At 67.3% G+C, this 18,181-nt stretch carries 19 protein-coding genes, 1 tRNA gene and 1 other RNA gene; 13 read left to right on the forward strand and 8 right to left on the reverse strand.

Translation table 11 applies throughout. The annotated features are described in order from the left end of the window. Nucleotides 1–122: 122 nt before the first annotated feature. Nucleotides 123–335, forward strand: coding sequence for a cold-shock protein (locus K3A84_RS04770; RefSeq protein WP_225008189.1), 213 nt, complete (start codon nt 123–125; stop codon nt 333–335). Between the two features lie 180 nt (nt 336–515). Here the strand turns inward: K3A84_RS04770 and K3A84_RS04775 are convergent, their stop codons facing one another. Both K3A84_RS04775 and K3A84_RS04780 read right to left on the reverse strand, forming a co-directional pair. Then, nucleotides 516–734 carry a hypothetical protein gene (locus tag K3A84_RS04775; protein WP_225008190.1) on the reverse strand — a complete coding sequence of 73 codons (219 nt, stop codon included), beginning with the start codon at nt 732–734 and terminating at the stop codon, nt 516–518. 115 nt (nt 735–849) lie between these two features. Then, nucleotides 850–1,056 (reverse strand): hypothetical protein, encoded by a 207-nt coding sequence (locus tag K3A84_RS04780; protein WP_225008191.1) that lies wholly within the window; start codon nt 1,054–1,056, stop codon nt 850–852. Nucleotides 1,057–1,251: 195 nt separating this feature from the next. Between K3A84_RS04780 and K3A84_RS04785 the strand changes: the two genes are divergently transcribed. After that, nucleotides 1,252–1,530, forward strand: a complete 279-nt coding sequence (locus tag K3A84_RS04785; RefSeq protein WP_225008192.1) for an ETC complex I subunit — start codon at nt 1,252–1,254, stop codon at nt 1,528–1,530. A 75-nt stretch (nt 1,531–1,605) separates the two neighbouring features. Continuing rightward, nucleotides 1,606–1,700: signal recognition particle sRNA small type (gene ffs / locus K3A84_RS04790), an RNA gene on the forward strand. A 43-nt stretch (nt 1,701–1,743) separates the two neighbouring features. On the opposite strand, the gene K3A84_RS04795 is transcribed toward ffs, so the two are convergent. Next, complete coding sequence (locus K3A84_RS04795; RefSeq protein ID WP_225008193.1) at nt 1,744–2,229, reverse strand: DUF4188 domain-containing protein; 486 nt, start codon at nt 2,227–2,229, stop codon at nt 1,744–1,746. A 119-nt stretch (nt 2,230–2,348) separates the two neighbouring features. On the opposite strand from K3A84_RS04795, the gene K3A84_RS04800 reads away from it, so the two are divergent. The 3 genes from K3A84_RS04800 (at nt 2,349) to K3A84_RS04810 (ending at nt 5,625) form a co-directional block, all read left to right on the forward strand. Further along, nucleotides 2,349–4,208, forward strand: coding sequence for a DNA polymerase III subunit gamma/tau (locus K3A84_RS04800; RefSeq protein WP_225008194.1), 1,860 nt, complete (start codon nt 2,349–2,351; stop codon nt 4,206–4,208). Beyond that, nucleotides 4,205–4,540: a YbaB/EbfC family nucleoid-associated protein gene (locus tag K3A84_RS04805; RefSeq protein WP_225008195.1), complete on the forward strand. Its 336-nt coding sequence runs from the start codon at nt 4,205–4,207 to the stop codon at nt 4,538–4,540. The genes K3A84_RS04800 and K3A84_RS04805 overlap by 4 nt, the downstream gene beginning before the upstream one ends. A 140-nt stretch (nt 4,541–4,680) precedes the next feature. Beyond that, nucleotides 4,681–5,625 carry an MlaA family lipoprotein gene (locus tag K3A84_RS04810; RefSeq protein ID WP_225008196.1) on the forward strand — a complete coding sequence of 315 codons (945 nt, stop codon included), beginning with the start codon at nt 4,681–4,683 and terminating at the stop codon, nt 5,623–5,625. Here K3A84_RS04810 and K3A84_RS04815 read toward each other — a convergent pair. After that, nucleotides 5,622–7,940 (reverse strand): TonB-dependent receptor, encoded by a 2,319-nt coding sequence (locus K3A84_RS04815; RefSeq protein ID WP_225008197.1) that lies wholly within the window; start codon nt 7,938–7,940, stop codon nt 5,622–5,624. The genes K3A84_RS04810 and K3A84_RS04815 overlap by 4 nt on opposite strands. A gap of 75 nt (nt 7,941–8,015) precedes the next feature. Further along, nucleotides 8,016–9,053 (reverse strand): hypothetical protein, encoded by a 1,038-nt coding sequence (locus K3A84_RS04820; RefSeq protein ID WP_225008198.1) that lies wholly within the window; start codon nt 9,051–9,053, stop codon nt 8,016–8,018. Nucleotides 9,054–9,291: 238 nt separating this feature from the next. On the opposite strand from K3A84_RS04820, the gene lon reads away from it, so the two are divergent. Next, nucleotides 9,292–11,697 (forward strand): endopeptidase La, encoded by a 2,406-nt coding sequence (gene lon / locus K3A84_RS04825; RefSeq protein WP_225008199.1) that lies wholly within the window; start codon nt 9,292–9,294, stop codon nt 11,695–11,697. Nucleotides 11,698–11,926: 229 nt separating this feature from the next. Beyond that, the gene (locus tag K3A84_RS04830; protein WP_225008200.1) at nt 11,927–12,199 is read left to right on the forward strand and encodes an HU family DNA-binding protein; all 273 of its coding nucleotides are present in this window, start codon (nt 11,927–11,929) and stop codon (nt 12,197–12,199) included. A gap of 121 nt (nt 12,200–12,320) precedes the next feature. Here K3A84_RS04830 and K3A84_RS04835 read toward each other — a convergent pair whose 3' ends face one another. After that, nucleotides 12,321–13,157 (reverse strand): hypothetical protein, encoded by an 837-nt coding sequence (locus K3A84_RS04835; protein WP_225008201.1) that lies wholly within the window; start codon nt 13,155–13,157, stop codon nt 12,321–12,323. 35 nt (nt 13,158–13,192) lie between these two features. Then, complete coding sequence (gene rlmB, locus K3A84_RS04840) at nt 13,193–14,026, reverse strand: 23S rRNA (guanosine(2251)-2'-O)-methyltransferase RlmB (RefSeq protein WP_225008202.1); 834 nt, start codon at nt 14,024–14,026, stop codon at nt 13,193–13,195. A 181-nt stretch (nt 14,027–14,207) separates the two neighbouring features. Between rlmB and K3A84_RS04845 the strand changes: the two genes are divergently transcribed. From K3A84_RS04845 to K3A84_RS04865, 5 genes are all read left to right on the forward strand, one after another. Continuing rightward, nucleotides 14,208–14,293: transfer RNA gene (locus tag K3A84_RS04845), tRNA-Tyr, on the forward strand. 105 nt (nt 14,294–14,398) lie between these two features. Beyond that, nucleotides 14,399–15,250, forward strand: a complete 852-nt coding sequence (locus K3A84_RS04850) for a glycosyltransferase family 2 protein (protein ID WP_225008203.1) — start codon at nt 14,399–14,401, stop codon at nt 15,248–15,250. 54 nt (nt 15,251–15,304) lie between these two features. Continuing rightward, entirely contained in the window at nt 15,305–16,159 is an 855-nt protein-coding gene (locus tag K3A84_RS04855) for an alpha/beta fold hydrolase (protein WP_225008204.1), read from the forward strand. A 59-nt stretch (nt 16,160–16,218) separates the two neighbouring features. Further along, complete coding sequence (locus tag K3A84_RS04860) at nt 16,219–16,968, forward strand: phosphatidylserine decarboxylase (RefSeq protein ID WP_225008205.1); 750 nt, start codon at nt 16,219–16,221, stop codon at nt 16,966–16,968. After that, on the forward strand, nt 16,965–17,774 hold the full coding sequence (locus tag K3A84_RS04865) for a CDP-alcohol phosphatidyltransferase family protein (protein ID WP_225008206.1): 810 nt from the start codon (nt 16,965–16,967) through the stop codon (nt 17,772–17,774). Before K3A84_RS04860 ends, K3A84_RS04865 begins: the two co-directional genes overlap by 4 nt. Here K3A84_RS04865 and K3A84_RS04870 read toward each other — a convergent pair. Continuing rightward, nucleotides 17,734–18,006, reverse strand: coding sequence for a hypothetical protein (locus K3A84_RS04870; RefSeq protein ID WP_225008207.1), 273 nt, complete (start codon nt 18,004–18,006; stop codon nt 17,734–17,736). The genes K3A84_RS04865 and K3A84_RS04870 overlap by 41 nt on opposite strands. Between the last annotated feature and the right edge of the window lie 175 nt (nt 18,007–18,181).

Raw genomic sequence — 18,181 nt, forward strand, 5'->3', positions numbered from 1 at the left:
CGCTACCAATCGCACACTGACGGTTTTTCGGCGCTTTGCGGCTGCTGCGTTTCCTTCTCTCCCTGCCCTTGCTGCACGAGGGCATCCGGCGTTCGGACGCCCGCCAACGAAGGAAAAGCACCATGACCATCACCGGAACCGTCAAGTTCTTCAACGCCGACAAGGGCTATGGCTTCATCGCGCCGGAAGCCGGTGGGCAGGACGCATTCGTCCATGTCTCGGCCGTCGAGCGCGCAGGCCTGCGCACGCTGACCCAGAACCAGCGCGTGAGCTACGAGCTGGCGACCGACCAGCGCGGCAAGACCAGCGCCGTCAACCTGCAGGCGCAGGACTGACGCCGGACACGGGCGCCAGGCAAGGGGCGCCCGTGCATCTTGCGAGATATCGGGCGGTGCTGAACGGCGCCGCCTGAATCAAAAGGACCGCCCCGTCTTTTCCGCCGTGATGCGGAAATGGCCGGGCGGTCCTTTTTTGATTTCCGGGGGCGGTCGTGAAACCTGCCTGACCGCATCGCGTCAACGATAGCGGGATTGATCGTTCCGCTGGAAGGCGAAGCGGCGGACGGGGCCGTCGATCAGTGACTTGCCGAAAACGCGACGGGCCTCGTCCGCATCCTCGATGGTGATGCAGACCAGATGCGTGCCGCCCGACATCAAGGGCTCCATCGAACTGATCCGGATGGCCTTCTTCTTGCACCCGTTGAGCACTTCCTGTTCGGGAAGCGCCAGGTTCATGGCTCTTGTAATCACGTGATCCTCCAGGGTGAGAGCGGGACGCGGCCTGCGCGCCGAGGCGTGCAACGACCGAAAATGCTGCCGGACGAAATGGCCGCGATGCGGGCGGCGGGGCTCAAGCCGGATCCCCGACGGGCATCGCGCACCAGTCGGGATAGGCCGAGGCCCCGAGATTTCGACGCAGGCGGTCGATCCTGCTCTTGTAGTGGCGGACAAGGTCGAAGCGCGCGCGGTCGAATCGTGCGGGGGCATTGCCGACGCGCGGCGTAGAGGCGCGCAGAACGGCCACCTGGTGCTGGAATAGAAGATGGTTGAGATCCAAGTCTGTGCTCCTGACAATGCGGGAGCGCTTCGGTCTCTCAGCCACCTGCGTGCATGGCGATGCAGACGATGGTTAGGAGATGGGGATGGGCGGCGCCCATTACAAGGCGTGCTGCGCACGACCGGGGGACCCTGTGTGCGCTCGCGGACAAAACCTCACTTGATTTGCGGCGCGATTCGCCCGAAAGCGCAGCCCATGTCCGCACGCATCTATCAGCGCCCGAAAAACGCCATGCAGTCCGGCAAGGCCCGGACCGACGACTGGCTTCTCGAATTCGAACGATCGGAGGCGCAGCGCCCCGATCCGCTGATGGGTTGGGCCGGTTCCGGCGACACGCAGGCGCAGATCACGCTCAAGTTCGCATCGGCGGACGAGGCCAAGGCCTATGCCGAAAAGTATGGCATCGAAGCGCACGTGATCCCCACGCCGCCGCGCCGCCTGAAGCTGCAAAGCTACGCCGACAACTTCCGGTAAGCTTGCGAATTCTCCCCTTGCAGGGGGAGGATTTCAAGTGCTTGCCAAACCGGATCTGCCTCGCCATATGGCGCACCGGGAGTCGGGTGGACGTTTGCGTTCGCCAACCTGGTCAGGTCCGGAAGGAAGCAGCCACAACGAGTTGCGGCGGGTCGCCCGGCTCCTTTTCGAAAAGGCGGTCTTCGGGCCGCCTTTTTCATTTTTGCGCCTGAGTCAGATCCGGGAGGCCTTCATCCTTTCGCGCGCGGCGTTGCGGTTGCCGGTCGCCGGGACCAGCCCCGCGACCTTGCCCAGGCCGAAGGGCGGCATGTTGGCGTAAATCGTCTCGTAGCCGCCCGCCGGGACCGCGTAGGTTTCGTGGAAGATGCCGACGCTGCCATCGGTCCCCACCGCCTTGTTGAAGGCAATCCACGCGGGCCAGTGCAGCCGGTCGCGGGCGCGGGCATAGGTTTCCAGCGCTTCGAAATCGCGCCAGTACTGCGTGAGCAGGAGCGTGCGCAGCCCGGCGAGCGAAGGCTGCCAGCCGAGGAAGCCGCTGTCCGGATCGCGCGCGAGTTCCGCGATCATCGGTCCCATGGCGCGCACGACGGGCAGCCACTTGTCGATGCGGTGCAGCTTGTTGAAGCGCATGCCGATGAGGAAGACGACCAGGGGGCCGTCGTGCGCGGCGGTCATGCGGGCGGGGATGATCTTGGCCATGCGGTGGCTCCCTATCAGCGATAGGGCTGTATCGCCTATCGCTGATAGGATGGCAATCCCCGGCGAAGTCGCGCATCCCCCTTCGACAAGCGACGGGCGAGGCCCTACCTAGAGCGGCGATGGTCGATTCCACCGATATGTTTGGCGATCCTCCGCAGGAGGAAGAAGCCGGGCCGAGCGCGGCCGAGCTGGAGGCGGCCGGGCAGGCCTCGATGTTCGGCGATCCTGCGCCGCCCGCAGTCGTTCCGGCTCCCGCCCCGGAGCCCGAGGTTGCGGCTGCACCGCCGCCCCCGGCGCCCCCTCCGGCATCAGCGTCCGTGCCGGCGCCGGCGCAACCCTATCGCGTGTTGGCGCGCAAGTACCGGTCGCAGACCTTCTCCGAGCTGATCGGGCAGGACGCGATGGTGCAGACGCTGGCCAACGCGATCAAGCGCGACCGGCTGGCGCACGCCTTCCTGATGACCGGAATCCGCGGGGTGGGCAAGACATCGACCGCGCGGCTGATCGCCAAGGCGCTGAACTGCATCGGCCCGGACGGGCAGGGCGGGCCGACGATCGACCCGTGCGGCCAGTGCGAACCGTGCGTCGCCATCGCCGAAGGGCGCCACATCGACGTGATCGAGATGGACGCCGCCAGCCACACCGGCGTCGACGACGTGCGCGAGATCATCGAGGCGGTGCGCTATGCGGCAGTGAGCGCGCGCTACAAGATCTACATCATCGACGAAGTCCACATGCTGTCGCGCAACGCGTTCAACGCGTTGTTGAAGACGCTGGAGGAACCGCCGGCGCACGTGAAGTTCCTGTTCGCCACGACCGAGGTGGACAAGCTGCCGGTGACGGTGCTGAGCCGGTGCCAGCGCTTCGACCTGAAGCGCATTCCGACCAGCCTGCTGGCCAGCCACTTTGCCATGATCTGCGGCAAGGAAGGCGTCGAGGCCGACAGCGAGGCGCTGGCGATGATCGCCGCGGCCGCCGAAGGGTCTGTGCGCGATGGCCTGTCGATTCTCGACCAGGCGATCAGCCATGCCGACCTTGCCACAGGCGGCGAAGGGCCGACGCATATCTCTGCCGAGCAGGTGCGCGAGATGCTGGGCCTGGCCGACAAGACCATGCAGCGCCGCCTGTTCGGCGCGATCCTTGCGGGCGATGGTTCGGCGCTGCTGGAGGAAGTGGCGCACCAGTACGCGCTGGGGATCGAGCCGATCGCGCTGATGCGCGCGCAGATGGACATCGTCCACAAGGTGACCGTGGCGCAGATCTCGGGCGCGGGCGACGGCCGCTCCGCCGAGGAGCGCAAGGCGCTGGAAGACTGGGGCAAGACGCTGAGCGCCGGGCAGTTGCACCGGCTGTGGCAGCTGCTGCTGAAGGGCCACGACGAAGTGCGCACCGCGCCCGATCCGCTGGCGGCGGCGCAGATGGCGCTGCTGCGGGTGCTGCACGCTGCCGACATGCCCGATCCTTCTGGGCTGGTGAAGAAGCTCGAGGAACTGGCCTCGCGCCCCGTGGTGGTGCAGGCGAGCGAAGGCATTGGGGAGCAGGGCGGCCCCGCGATGGTCGCGCCCGCGCCTGTGCCCGTGGCGATGGACTGGGAAGCGCTGGTCGAGCAGGTCGAGCATATGTCGCCGCTGACCGGCGCGTCGATGCGGCTTTCGGTGCGGGTGATCGAACTGCGGCGCGGCTATCTGCGCTATGAACTGGCGCCCGGCCTGCCCGGCGATCCGACGCAGGACATCCGCAAGGCCTTGCAGAGCGTGACGGGCGAGGCCTGGCAGGTGGAGCAGGGCCGGGCAGGCGATGGCGTGATCGCGCTGCCGAGCCTTGTCGAAGCGAAGGAACTGCGCGAAAAGCAGGCCGAAACCGAAATGATGGACGATCCCTTGGTGAAGGCAGCGTTCGCTGCGTTCCCGCAGGCGCGGATCGTCGACGAGGAAAGCTCGATCGAGCATTCCCGCAAACCATGGAGCAGGCGCGCATGAAGTCGATGGAAGAGATGATCCAGGCAGCCCAGAAGGCCGCCGAAACGATCCAGAAGCAGATGGAGGACGCGCAAGGGCGCCTCGACGGGATCGAAGTGGAAGGCGCGGCGGGCGGCGGCCTGGTCAAGGTGCGCGCTTCGGCCAAGGGCCGCGTGATCGGCGTGAGCGTTGATGACAGCCTGCTCGCACCCTCGGAAAAGGGCATCCTCGAAGACTTGATCGCAGCCGCCTTCAATGATTGCCGCACCAAAGCCGATGCCGCGGCGGGCGAGGAAATGCAGAAAGTGCAGATGGCGGCGGGCATTCCGCCGGGCTTCAAGCTGCCGTTCTGATCGGCGCGGTTGCAAGGCAGTCCGTCGCTTGGGCGACCTTGCAATGTGTCGACAATGTGACGCTTTTCTGCAAGGCGATACAAATGGGGCCGCGACCGTGATGGTGGCGGCCTTGCCTTTTGTTTGAGGAGCGTTCGCGCGTGAGCCTGTCGATCCTGGCCGCAACGGCCGTGCTTGCCGCGAGTCGCGTTCCTGCGAGCGAACCTGCTGCCGATCCGGCGACGTCGACGCCTGTGGCGTCCGCCCCGGCCACGCCCGCGCCTGCACCTCCGCCGCAGGCCGCGATCGATGGCGAGATCGTGGTCTCGGGCGAGGCCAAGGCGCCGCGCGAAGACCCGATGGAGGCGGTCAACGCCAAGTCGTTCGAAGTGGTGCAGAAGGTGGACGACACGGTCGTCGCGCCCATGGCGCGGGGCTATCAGAAGGCGCTGCCCAAGCCGGTGCGGACGGGCCTGCGCAACTTCCTGTCGAACCTGACCGAGCCGGTGGTCGCGCTCAACTTTCTGTTGCAGATCAAGCCGGGCAAGGCGGCGGAAACGCTGGGGCGTTTTGCGATCAATTCGACCATCGGCGTGGGCGGGCTGATCGATGTGGCCAGGACGAAGACGTTCAAGCTCCCTTATCGCCGCAACGGCCTGGCCTGGACGCTGGGATATTATGGCGTGGGGCCGGGGCCGTACCTGTTCCTGCCGCTGGTGGGGCCGACCACGGTGCGCGACCTCTTCGGCCTGACCGTGGACCGCGCGCTGGTGCCTGCGGCGGTGGGCAGGCCGCTGACGCATCCGGCCTATGTCGTGACGTCCAACACCATCAAGTCGCTCGACGATCGGGTGCAGACCGACGCGGACTTGCGCCAGATGCGCGACAGCGACGATCCCTATGGCTCGTACCGGCAGGCCTACCTGCGCCAGCGGCAGGCCGAGATCGACCATCTGCGCGGGCGTGATCGGGTGGCTGTTCCGCAGCCGGTGGTGATTCCCGCGCCCGAGCCGGTCGCCCCGGCAGCAGCGCCCGTGCCCGCCGAACCGCCCGCGCCGACCTTCGTGTCGATTCCGGTGATCCAGCCCCTTCCGGGCGTGCGCTAGAAGCGCGCGGAAAAGCCCAGCGACCAGCGGCGCGGCGAGCCGGGGCCGTAGAAGCGCGTGCCCGAGGCCTGCGGCGCTTCGGGCAGGGGGACTTCGCCGATCTCGCCAAAGGCCCCGAAGGTGGCATAGCGGCGGTCGAACAGGTTGTGGACGGCACCTGTCAGCGCCAGACCACGCCCCAGGGCGATCCGTGCGCGCAGGTTGGCGAGGACATATCCCGGCACGGGTCGCGTCAGGTTGGCGGCATCGCCGCGCAGCACCTGTCCTGAACGCGCCACCACGTCGCCGCCGATGGAAAATGCGCGCGCGGCATAATCGAGCGAGAGCGTGGCGCTGTGGCGCGGGATGCCGGGCAGGCGATCACCGCGCGTGACAGTGATGGTGCCGGTATCGGGATCGGCGAACGGATTGCCGGGGCTCGACATGGTGAGCGAGGACAGGCTCGTCGCGTCCGTGAAGGCATAGCTGGCGGCGATGCGCCAGCCGCCGCGCTGCGCCTTGAGCGAGGCTTCGACGCCCTGACGCCGGGTGCGGCCGATGTTGGTGAACCACGAGCGGCCCCGCACGCGCGAGGCGACGTGCTGGATGTCGTCCTGGTTGACGGTGCGGTAGAGCGACAGCAGCGCGTCGATCTGCCAGCCGCCGAGCTTGCGTGACAGGCCCGCGCCCGCTTCGAGACTGCGCGCGACGACCTGCTTCAGGTGCGGATCGGCGACGAAGAAGTTGGCGAGGCTGCACGGCGCGTCCTCGTCGGCGCAAGACAGTTCCGCAGGGGTGGGCATCCGGTTGGTTTCGGCATAGCCTGCGCGCAAGGTCAGGCCGGGTGCGACCGACCAGTCGAACTCGATTCCCGGATTGAGCCGGGCATAGCGGTGGACGCCATCGAGCGTGTTGCCGAGGCGGTCGTCGAGGCGGATAGCGCCGTGGTTCCAGCGCAGGCCGATTTCGGCGCGCAGAGTGGACGTGATCGGCAGGGTATCGGCCGCGAACAGGCCCCAGGCGCTGCTGTGGGCATGGACGGAAACGGGGCCGATGGGGCCGCCCGTTTCGAGCATCTGGCCGATGCCGGTGACCTGCCGGGTTTCGTCGATCGTGGCGACCTCCACCGTGGTGGCGAAGTCGGTCTTGCCGGTATCGTGGCTGAAGCCCAGTGCGAGCCGGTTTTGGCCCGCTCCGAGCGAGCGTTCGTCGATCAGCTGCGCGAGCAGCCCCGCGCCACGGGTGCGCGAGACCGCGCGGTTGAGCACGCCATAGACTGGCGGTGGGGCGAAGGCGCGACCCTTGGCCATGGGCATGGCAGAGGCGCCTTCGAGCAGCGCTTCCTCCGCCTGGAGATCTTCGGCGCAGAGCCGGGCAGTGTCATCGAGGCACGGACTGATGTCGGCATTGTCGCCGTTGAGCCCGCGCACGGTGAGGCGCTGGCCGTAAAGCGTCGCTTCGAGGCGGGTGTGGTCGCCCAACTGCCAGCGGGGATGGAGGCTGAGGCGCTGGTAGCTGCTGCGTGCGCGGTCGGGCCAGGTGAACACCGCCGAGCGGCGCGCGGCGAGCAGGTCGACCGGGGCCACGCCATTGCCGGAAAGATCGGTGTCGGCAATGACGAGCTTGGCGTGCAGGCCCGCATCCGTGCCGTCGATGCCGACGTCGGCATAGAGGTTGGCAAGTTGCGAGGGGCTGTGATCGCGCCAGCCGTCTTCGCGCCGGGCCTGTCCCGCCAGGAACCAGCTGAACCGGCCTTGCGCGGCGCCAGCCGCCACGCTGGCTTCGCGGCGGCCATAGCTGCCGCCGGAAATATCGAAGGCGAAGCCCGGATCGGTGCGCCCGGTGGCGGTTTCGATCACCAGCGCGCCGCCGAGCGCGTTGAAGCCATAGACCGGGCTCGAATCGAGCAGCGTGACCGAGCGGATCGCGGCATCGGGCAGGAGGTCGAAGCCCACCGTATCGCCGAAGGGCTGGTTGAAGCGCCCGCCATCGAGATAGACCGCAAGCCCTTGTGCCTCGCCTTGCAGGGGCGAGGCGAGATAGCCGCGATAGACGAGCGTCGGTTGCCACGGGTTGCCCTGCGCATCCTGCAAGGTGACGCCCGCGATGTTGCGCACCAGCGCGCCGAGCAGGTCGGGCTGGCCGTTGCGGGCAATGTCGTCGCGCGCGAGGGCGAGGGCATCGTCGCGGTCGACCCCGCCACCGGGCGCGGTGACGACGATCTGTTGCGGTGCATCGGTCGTCTGTGCGGCGAGCGGGGTTGTGCCGGATAGCGCCACGAGCGCCGCAGCGGTGCAGCGCGACATGGTCCACAGCAGATGCCTGACGCCCTTCATGGTTCCTCCGCCGTGCCGCCTAGGGCAAGCGGGCGGGTGGCGGGAAGGCAGAAATGATGATTTTCCTATGACGCGTCAGGATTCCAGCAGGAGCGCGTTGTCGCGCAGCACTTCCCACGCCTTCTGGTCGGCCAGCGTCAGCAGTTCGTCGTGCTCCAGCCCGCAGATCTTCTTGAGCTGGCGCGCCAGCAAGGCGCGATTGGAGGGTGGGATGCCGTGGATGCTGGCGAGCACTTCGGGGTTGTGGCTGATCGTGCGGTCGAACAGCAGGTCGAGGTTCTGCGGGTGATAGCCGAAGCCGAGAAACACGATGCGCTTGGCTTCGGCCACGGTGCGGCGGATGCGGCTGACCCATTCGCGATCGGCCTGGCGTTCGGCGTGGGTCCTGATCTGGCCGGCGATGGCCTGGATGTTCCACGCCTGGTCGCTGCCGGCCCATTCGGCATGGGCATCCTGCCCCTGCTGCCAGGGCAGACGGCCGACTACGCCATAGGGGTGGTGGATGACGAGGTTGCGCGCGACGATCTCCTGCGCCTCGCGCAATGTCATGCCATAGGCCATCGTCAGCGCGAAGGGCAGGAAGTGTTCGATCGAGCGGTCGTAGGTGAAGGCGATGATCGCCACGTCGCGGAAGGCCTGTTCCAGCTTGGAGCGCGGCAGGCCTGCGGTGAACAGCTGGCCGAGCCAGTAGAGCCAGGTTTCCTCGGGCTTGCCCAGCAGCGGCAGGTCGCCCGGCAGGCGCGGCGCATCGCGCAAGGTGGCGCGGGTTTCGGCCTGCCCGACAAGGAAGGCGATGGCGAGCTTGCCCGCCGCGACGACTTGCGGATCGTGGTCGTTCTGGTCGATCACCGTATCGATCGAGCGGCCCATGCGCGCGGCGCTGCGCAGGCGGTGCGCCGCGGCAAGCATGTCGTTGGCATCGCGCCCGGTGCGCTCGCCCAGCTTGGCGAGGTGGCGCGCGACCAGCAGGCCTTCTCTCGATTGCGCTTCGGTGCCGAGGCGCGAGAAGTCGAACGTCTGCACCAGCCGCGACAGCAGTTCGGGGCCGGACGGCATCTGCAGTTCGCTGCTCGCGCCCGCGCCGACGATGATGACTGTGCGTGTCCTGATCATCGCGACGGCTGAACCGGATTGCCCCTTTCTGCGCTCATGGTTTGTCTCCAATGCGCAATCATACCTAACATCGGGTTTACGCGTGGCTGGGTGGGGGCCCGCGGGCGCGCGATAGGGGGACATCCACAGCCCTTGTGCCAAGAGCCATTGCAGGGGCGGGTTCGCGCTCCCATATCTGGTTCAAGCGCCGCCGGAACACCCGTGGATCGTTCCGGCTGGCTGGACGGAAAAGCGATATATGAACCTCTACCCCCTGCTTCCCCTGCGCGACATCGTCGTGTTCCCCGGCATGGTCGTGCCGCTGTTCGTCGGCCGCGAAAAGTCGGTGGCCGCGCTCGAGGCGGCGATGGCCGGCGACAAGGACATCTTCCTGCTCGCCCAGCTCGACCCCGGCTGCGACGATCCCGATCGCGACGACCTCTACGATACCGGGGTGGTCGCCTCGGTGCTGCAACTGCTCAAGCTGCCCGACGGCACCGTGCGCGTGCTGGTGGAGGGCCATCGCCGCGCGTCGATCGTATCCCTGCGCGAGGAGCAGGGCAGCGGCGGGGCGATGCTGATCGCGCAAGTCGAACCGATCGAGCCCGACGAAGTCGAAGGCCCCGAAATCGAGGGCATGATGCGCTCGGTGGTCGACCAGTTCGGTGAATATGCCAAGCTGTCGAAGAAGCTGCCGCAGGATGCCGGCGCGCAGCTGGGCGACATCGAGGAAGCGGGCAAGCTCGCCGATGCGGTCGCGGCCAATCTTGCTGCCAAGGTGGCGGACAAGCAGGCGGTGCTGTCCGAAAGCGATCCGCTCAAGCGGCTGGAAATGGTGCTCTCGTTCATGGAGGGCGAGCTTGGCGTGCTGCAGGTCGAGCGCAAGATCCGTGGCCGCGTGAAGCGCCAGATGGAAAAGACCCAGCGCGAATATTACCTCAACGAACAGCTCAAGGCGATCCAGAGCGAGCTGGGCGGCGGTGATGGCGAAGAAGCCAACGAGATCCAGGAGCTGCAGGAAAAGATCGACAGCCTGAAGCTGTCGAAGGAAGCCAAGGCCAAGGCGCAGGCCGAGCTGAAGAAGCTCAAGACCATGCAGCCGATGAGCGCCGAGGCGACCGTCATCCGCAATTACCTCGACGTGCTGCTGGGCCTGCCGTGGGGCAAGCGCAGCAAGCTGAAGAAGGACATCGCGGGCGCACAGGCGATCCTCGATGCCGATCACTATGCGCTCGACAAGGTGAAGGACCGCATCGTCGAATACCTTGCTGTGCAGGCGCGCACCAACAAGCTGAAGGGGCCGATCCTGTGCCTCGTCGGCCCGCCGGGCGTGGGCAAGACCTCGCTGGGCAAGTCGATCGCCAAGGCGACCGGCCGCCAGTTCGTGCGCCAGTCGCTGGGCGGCGTGCGCGACGAGGCCGAGATCCGCGGCCACCGCCGCACCTACATCGGCTCGCTGCCGGGCAAGATCGTGACCAACCTGCGCAAGGCGGGCACGAACAACCCGCTGTTCCTGCTCGACGAGATCGACAAGCTGGGTCAGGACTTCCGCGGCGATCCGGCTTCGGCGCTGCTCGAAGTGCTCGATCCCGAACAGAACGCCAAGTTCCAGGACCATTACCTGGAAACCGACATCGACCTGTCGGACGTGATGTTCGTGTGCACGGCCAACAGCCTCAACCTGCCGCAGCCGCTGCTCGATCGCATGGAGATCATCCGGCTCGAAGGCTATACCGAGGACGAGAAGGTCGAGATTGCCGAGCGGCACCTGATCGCCAAGCAGATCGAGGCGCATGGGCTGAAGGCGGGCGAGTTCGAGCTGACGCAGGCCGGTTTGCGCGACCTGATCCGCTATTACACCCGCGAAGCGGGCGTGCGCACGCTGGAGCGCGAGATCGCGCGGCTGGCGCGCAAGGCGCTGCGGCAAATCCTTGAAAAGAAGGTCGAAGCCGTCGTCATCACGCCGGACAACCTCGATGAATATGCCGGCGTGCGGAAATTCCGCCATGGCGTTTCGGACGAGGAGAACCAGGTCGGCGCGGTGACAGGCCTTGCCTGGACCGAAGTGGGCGGCGAACTGCTGACGATCGAAAGCGTGACCGTGCCCGGCAAGGGCGCGGTGCGCACCACGGGCAAGCTCGGCGAAGTGATGAGCGAGAGCGTCCAGATGGCGTTCAGCTTCGTCAAGGCGCGCGGGCCCAGCTATGGCATCAAGCCGTCGATCTTCCAGCGCAAGGACCTGCACATCCACCTGCCCGAAGGCGCGGTGCCCAAGGACGGGCCGAGCGCGGGCATCGGCATGGTCACGGCCATGGTCTCGACTTTGACCGGCATCGCGGTGCGCGCGGACGTGGCCATGACCGGCGAAGTCACGCTGCGCGGGCGCGTGCTGGCGATCGGCGGTCTCAAGGAAAAGCTGCTCGCGGCCCTTCGCGGGGGCATCAAGACGGTGCTGATCCCCGAGGAGAACCGCAAGGATCTTGCCGAGATTCCGGCCAATATCCTGCAGGGGCTGGAGATCGTTCCGGTCGCCCATGTCGACGAAGTGCTGGCGCGCGCGCTGGTCAGCCGGCCCGAGGCGATCGAGTGGACCGAGGCGGATGACCTGGCCAGCCAGCCCGCGGCAGGCCTGCCGGGGCCGGCGAGCGTGCCCACGGCGCACTGAGCGCGTAGCGCGCATGCGCGCCTTGTCGATGCTGCGGATTTGACCGGCGCGCAACATGCTTGCGCGCCGGTTCCGTTTTGGCCTGCATCGACGGAAATTCGCAGGCGAACGGCCGTTTCCCGTCGCATTATCCCTTTGACAGCCGATTCTTTCTCGGCTCTTTTCCCGCGCACCCAAAAACGCGATTCCAAACCACAGTTTTTTCAAGAAAAGGTAGGGGGTTCCGCACATGAACAAGAACGATCTGATCAGCGCTGTTGCCGACGCGAGCGGCCTTACCAAGGCGGATGCCACGAAGGCGGTCGAAGCCGTTTTCGATTCCGTCTCGGCCGCGCTCGCCAAGGGTGACGAAGTGCGCCTGGTCGGTTTCGGCACTTTCTCGGTCGCCAAGCGCAAGGCCTCGACCGGCCGCAACCCGCGCACCGGCGAACCGATGTCGATCAAGGCTTCGGCCCAGCCGAAGTTCAAGGCCGGGAAGGGCCTGAAGGACGCCGTCAACTAAGAAGCGCAGCGTTTGGACGGCAGCGCGCGAACGGCGCGCGGCCGGAACCATCGCGCCACGAAAAAGCCGCGCCAGCCATCCGGCAGGCGCGGCTTTTTCGTGGGCGGCGAAAAATCGCGGCTCAGTCGTGCAGGCGCAGCAGCGCGGTGGGCGCGTCCTGGGTGCGGGCGTTGACCTGCCAAGAGAGGCGCTGGCCCCCGCTCGGCACCGCGGCCGGGCCTTCGTCGGTGTTGTTGGCGAGCACCGCGGCATCGGTGGTCAGCGCGAAGGTACCGTCGAGCAGCGCGGCACTGGCCTGATCCTTGTTGGCATCGCCGAGGCCGGGAATCGCCGGATTGGCCGACGAAGGGGAGAAGGCCGGGGCTTCGATCCGCACCGTGCCGTCGTTGCGGCGGATCACGGTGACGAACGGCACGACCATCGGCAGGCGCTCGATCGTCGGGAAGCTGAAATCATGGTCGAGCCGACCCTTGGCGGCATAGACCACCTCGAATACGCCGTGGCCCTTGGATACGACAGAGCTCCAGCCCTCCTGCCGCGCGAGCCGGTCTGCGAATTCCTGCGCGGCGCGAGGGTCGCCCGGATCGATGCCGCCGAGCAGGCCCTGCATCGCCTTGCGCGACTGGGCGTCCTGCTTGTCCTTGTTCGCCTTGCGCTCGGCGCGCTCGGCTTCCCACGTCTGGCGCTGTGCGTCGATCTCGTTGGCCGAGCAGGGGCGCGTGTCGCCCGCCTCGTCGGTGCAGGGCGACGGTTCGAACGCGGCTTCGTCCTCGCTCGGGGGAGAGGGCTGGGCGAGCGGTGCGAGGACGATCTCGCCCCGGTATTCGAAGGCGAAGGTGCCATCGCGCCGCACGTCGAGCTGGCTGGCGAAGCGGCCGGGCACCAGCATGCAGCCCGCCACCAGAAGGGCGAGTGCGATGACCAGCGTGGCGGCGCGATGGCTACGGGTGATCGTCATGGCCTTGCCCCCTGCAACTGCCGGGGGACGAGGCGTCAGTCCTTGCCCTCGGCGCGGGTCGCCACCGCATAGAGCGCGATGGCGGCCGCGTTCGATACATTGAGGCTTTCGATGGCAGAAGCAATCGGCAGGCGTGCGATCGAATCGCAATGCTGCGCGACATTGTGACGCAGCCCTTCCCCTTCGGCGCCGAGCACGAGCGCCACCGGGCCCGTCGGAAGCGCAGACGGGAACACCGCCTTGCCGTCGCCATCGAGGCCGATGCGCCAGTAACCCGCCTCGGAAATCGATTCGAGCGCGCGCGAAAGGTTCACCACGCGCACCCACGGCACCACTTCGAGCGCGCCCGACGCCGCCTTGGCCAGTGTGCCCGATTCGGGCGGGGCATGGCGATCCTGCGTGATGACCGCGGCGACGTCGAACGCGGCGCAGCTGCGCAGGATGGCGCCGACGTTGTGCGGATCGGTCACCTGGTCGAGAATCACCAGCGTGCGGCCATCGCCCTGGTCCAGCACATCGTCGAGCGCCACGTCATCCAGCGGCGAGCATTCCAGCACCAGCCCCTGATGCGGCGCATCGCGCGCCACAAGGCGGCCAAGATCGGCGGCTTGGGCATATTCGACCGGCAGCGAGCTGGGCAGTTCGGCATCGTGGGCGTCGAGCATTTCCTGGATCGCCTCGCGCGTGCCCCACAGCTTCTTGGCGCTGCGATTCGGGTTGGTCAGCGCGGCTTCGACGGCATGGCGGCCCCACAGCCGCACCGTGCCGGTGCTGCTCCGGCCAGAGCCGCGCCCGCCCTGCATGCGACCCGCGCGACCGCGCAGTGCGCGGGAGGGCTTTGCGGCTTGGTCTCGGTTGTGCGGGGGCATGGCGGGCACCTTCTTTGTGGAATGCGAAAATATCGCGCGCCCTGTGCCAGCAGCCCCATTGACAGGCAAGCGATGCTTCGCCAAAGGGGCGCCTCTCTCGGCCGGACGGCGCCTTTCGGGGCGTCAAAATACGGACCAGCCCTTGCAAAAGGGGGAAGCCCGGCACCGGCAGCACTGGTGTGGACAGGTGGCCGAGTGGTTAAAGGCAGCAGACTGTAAATCTGCCCGCGCAAGCGTACGCTAGTTCGAATCTAGCCCTGTCCACCACCAGCCTTTCCTCAGACGGAGCACCACCCGCGCCAGAGGCGCGATTGCGCGTGTGGCGGGCAGGCGGTATCGCCCGCAGGATCGGTGGACGGGAAGGGATCGGTCGTGTCGCCCAGAGTGAGCGTCGTCATCTGCTTCTTCAACGGCGCGAACTTTCTGGCAGAAGCGATCGGCAGCGTGCGCGCGCAGGACCTTCGCGACTGGGAATTGCTGCTCGTCGACGACGGGTCGCGCGATTCGAGCCCGGCCCTGGCGCGCGCTGCCGCCGATACCGATCCGCGCATTCGCTGCCTTGCCCATCCCGATGGCGCCAACCACGGGCTTGCCGCTTCGCGCAAGCTGGGCGCAGACGCGGCGCGGGGCGAATACCTGCTGTTTCTCGATCACGACGACCTGCTGGCCCGCGAGGCGCTGGCGCGCATGGCGGCGGTGCTCGACGCGGCGGGCGAAGGCGTGGCGGCGGTCTTTGCCTGCACGCTGTTCTGGGCCTGGGACGCGGCGCTGGGCGGCTCGGACGAGGCATCGAGCTTTGCCCCGTTCGCGCCCGGACGGACCGATGGACGCGCGTTGCTGCGCGATCTGATCCGCTTCGACAGCCGCCACCCGGCGTGCTGCAGCACCTTGCATCGCCGCGCTGCGTTCATCGCCGCACGCGACAGCGGGCCGAGCTGGGACGGGATGTACGAGGACACCGCCCTGCTGATGAAGATCCTTGCACGCGCGGACGTGTGGCTGCTGGAAGAGGTGCTGTCGTCCTATCGCATGCATCGCGATTCGATGTGCAACCGCGCGCAGGCCGCGGGCGAACATCGCAATGACGGCGTCAGCCGCGACCGGCTGCGCTTCCTGCGCTGGGCCTTGCGGCATCTCGCGCTCGACCTGCGTTCGCGGCTGGTGCTGGCGTGGACGCTGTTCAAGGGCGAGGCGCGTACACGCTGGTCCGCGCAAGGTTCTTAATCGACTGCTTAAATCTGCTTGCGCGCCCTCTTCGCCTGCGGCACCTTTCCCCTTATGAACACGATAAGGATCCCGGTAACGGGGGGGATCGCCATCGCTGCGGACGAACTGGGGCCCAGGGGCGCGCCCACGGTGGTGCTCGGCCATGGCGGCGGGCAGACGCGGCACAGCTGGGATCGGGCCGGGCACGAGCTGGCAGCGGCGGGCTACCATGTCCTCAATTACGATCTTTTGGGCCATGGCGAGAGCGACTGGGAGCCGGGTGGCGATTATTCGCTGCTGCGCCGGGTCGAGGATCTGCGCTGCATCATCGAGGCGGCAGGCAGGCCCTATGCCTTCGTCGGGGCGTCGCTGGGCGGGATGTCCGCGATGGCGGCGGCGAGCCATGGGCTGGAACCGGCAGCGATCGTGCTGGTCGATGTGGTGGCCAAGCTCGCGCCCGAGGGTGTCGAGCGGATCGTGGGTTTCATGACCGCCAATCCCGATGGCTTTGCCACTCTGGAAGATGCTGCCGACGCGATTTCGGCCTATTACCCCGACCGGCCGCGCCCGACCAAGCTCGACGGCCTGCGCAAGAACCTGCGGCTGGGCGAAGACGGGCGCTTTCGCTGGCACTGGGATCCGCGCTTCATCCAGCGCGATCCCGATCATCACACGATTCCGGACATGCTGGCCGCCTCCGACTGGGGCAAGCGGATCCCGACGCTGCTGGTGCGGGGCATGAAGTCCGACATCGTGACGGAGGAAGGCGTCGAGGACTTGCGGGCGCGCGTGCCGACGCTGGAAGTCGCCGACATCACCGAGGCCGGGCACATGGTAGCGGGCGACCGCAACGACCTGTTCAATGCGGCGGTGATCGGTTTCCTGTCGCGAGTCATGCCGGTGTCTTCCGGCGTATCGGCAGGCTGATCGGGGGCAAACGGCGGGCCGCGCTTGTCGCGGTGTGGCAGAGCGCCTAGATGGGGCCGATGCCCGGAGATATTTTCGACAACCGGGGCCGCGGCAGCGCAGGCTGGAGCTGGCCCTCGATCCACCCCGAAGGACGCAAGTTTGCGCTGATCGCCGCTGCGGTTTCGGCACTCTGCGCCTTCATGGCGTGGGAAACGCTGGCCTGGCCAATCGGCGTGCTGACCATCGGCATCCTTGCCTTCTTCCGCGATCCGGTGCGCGTCACGCCGCGCGACGACCGCTTCGTGGTCGCGCCCGCGGACGGCCTGATCACGCTGATCCAGAAGGTGCCGCCCCCGCGCGAACTGTCCGCCGACGACGGCAGCGGCGTGAAGGGCATGGGCGAGGCGCCGGTGACGCGCGTCTCGATCTTCATGTCGGTGTTCGATGTCCATATCAACCGCACGCCCATCGGCGGCACGATCCGCCGCGTGGTCTACATTCCCGGCAAGTTCCTCAACGCGGATCTCGACAAGGCGAGCGAGGAGAACGAGCGCCAGCACTTCCTGGTCGAGCGTGGAGATGGCGTGCAGATCGGCTTTACCCAGATCGCGGGCCTGGTGGCCCGGCGCATCGTGCCTTTCGTAAAGTCTGGTGACATCGTGGCCGCAGGGCAGCGCGTGGGCCTGATCCGCTTCGGCAGCCGCGTCGACGTCTACCTGCCCGAAGGCACCGAGCCGACCGTGATGATCGGCCAGCGCACCGTTGCGGGCGAGACCATTCTCGCGGAAATCGGACAGGCCCCGCTGCTCGAGGGCGTCAGCCAGTGAGCCTCGCGCCGCAGGGTGAGCCGGACGGCGACGATTTCGGTCGCCAGCGCCTGCCGCGCGGTCTCACCTTGCGCGCGCTGGTGCCCAACGCGATCACGTCTGCGGCGCTGTGCTGCGGGCTGACGGGCATCCGCTTTGCCATCGGCGGCGATTTTCGCAGCGCGGTGCTGGCGGTGATCCTGGCGGGCATGCTCGACGGCATCGATGGCCGCGTGGCGCGGCTGATGAAAGCGCAATCGCGTTTCGGCGCCGAGCTCGACAGCCTGTCCGACGCCATTTCCTTCGGCGTTGCCCCCGCGCTGATCCTCTACTTGTGGTCCTTGCAGGAAGTGCCACGCTTCGGCTGGTTTGCCGCGCTGGCGCTGGCGGTGTGCTGCGCGCTGCGGCTGGCGCGCTTCAACGCACGCATCGACATGGCCGAGCAGCCGCACAAGAACGCAGGTTTCCTCACGGGTGTGCCCGCGCCGGTGGGAGCAGGGCTTGCCTTCCTGCCGCTCTACCTGTGGATCGCGAGCGGTCGTGAGGAGTTCCGCCAGCCGATCGCGGTGGCTGCATGGGCCGCGCTGATCGCGTTCATGATGATTTCCAACATGGCGACGCTGGGCTGGGGTGCGATGCGCCCGCGCCGCTCCATCCGGCTGGAAGTGATTGCGCTGGTGGGTCTGGTGATCGCCGCCTTGCTGACCGAGCCGTGGCTCACACTCTCGGCGATCTGCGTCGTCTATCTCGCGCTCGTGCCCTATGGGCTTTCCCGATATGCGCGGGTCAGGCGGCAGCGCGCTGCGACTGCGTCGAGCGCTCCTTGATCCTGCGCACCGCGCGTTGCGGCGTGCGGCGCAGGCGGGCGAAGCTGATGGGCGAGGCGGACGGCGCCATGCCGGTCATATGCACCAGGAATACGCGATCGCGTTCGAGCGAGCGGGCTTCGGCCAGCAGGCGGCCAAGCGCGCCCTTCTGACCACGCACGGTCAGCGCGATCGAGGCGATCGCGCCCATGCCGGAACCGACGATGGCGAGCGAAGCGAGAAGTGCGAGCATTTCCTTCGGCCTTTCGAACCCTGGTTTGACCCCGCGCCGCAATGGCTTGACAACGGAGGCAATGCCTGTGGATAACTCCTGCGACCGGGGCGTGTTCCGTTCCGTTCGCTGACCGGAAAATTTGTTCCCTATTTGTTCCCACCCGTCAAGCGGGTTTTGCGATATTCCGCTCCGA

Origin of the sequence: Novosphingobium percolationis (assembly GCF_020179425.1) — a bacterium.
Lineage (GTDB): Bacteria > Pseudomonadota > Alphaproteobacteria > Sphingomonadales > Sphingomonadaceae > Novosphingobium > Novosphingobium percolationis.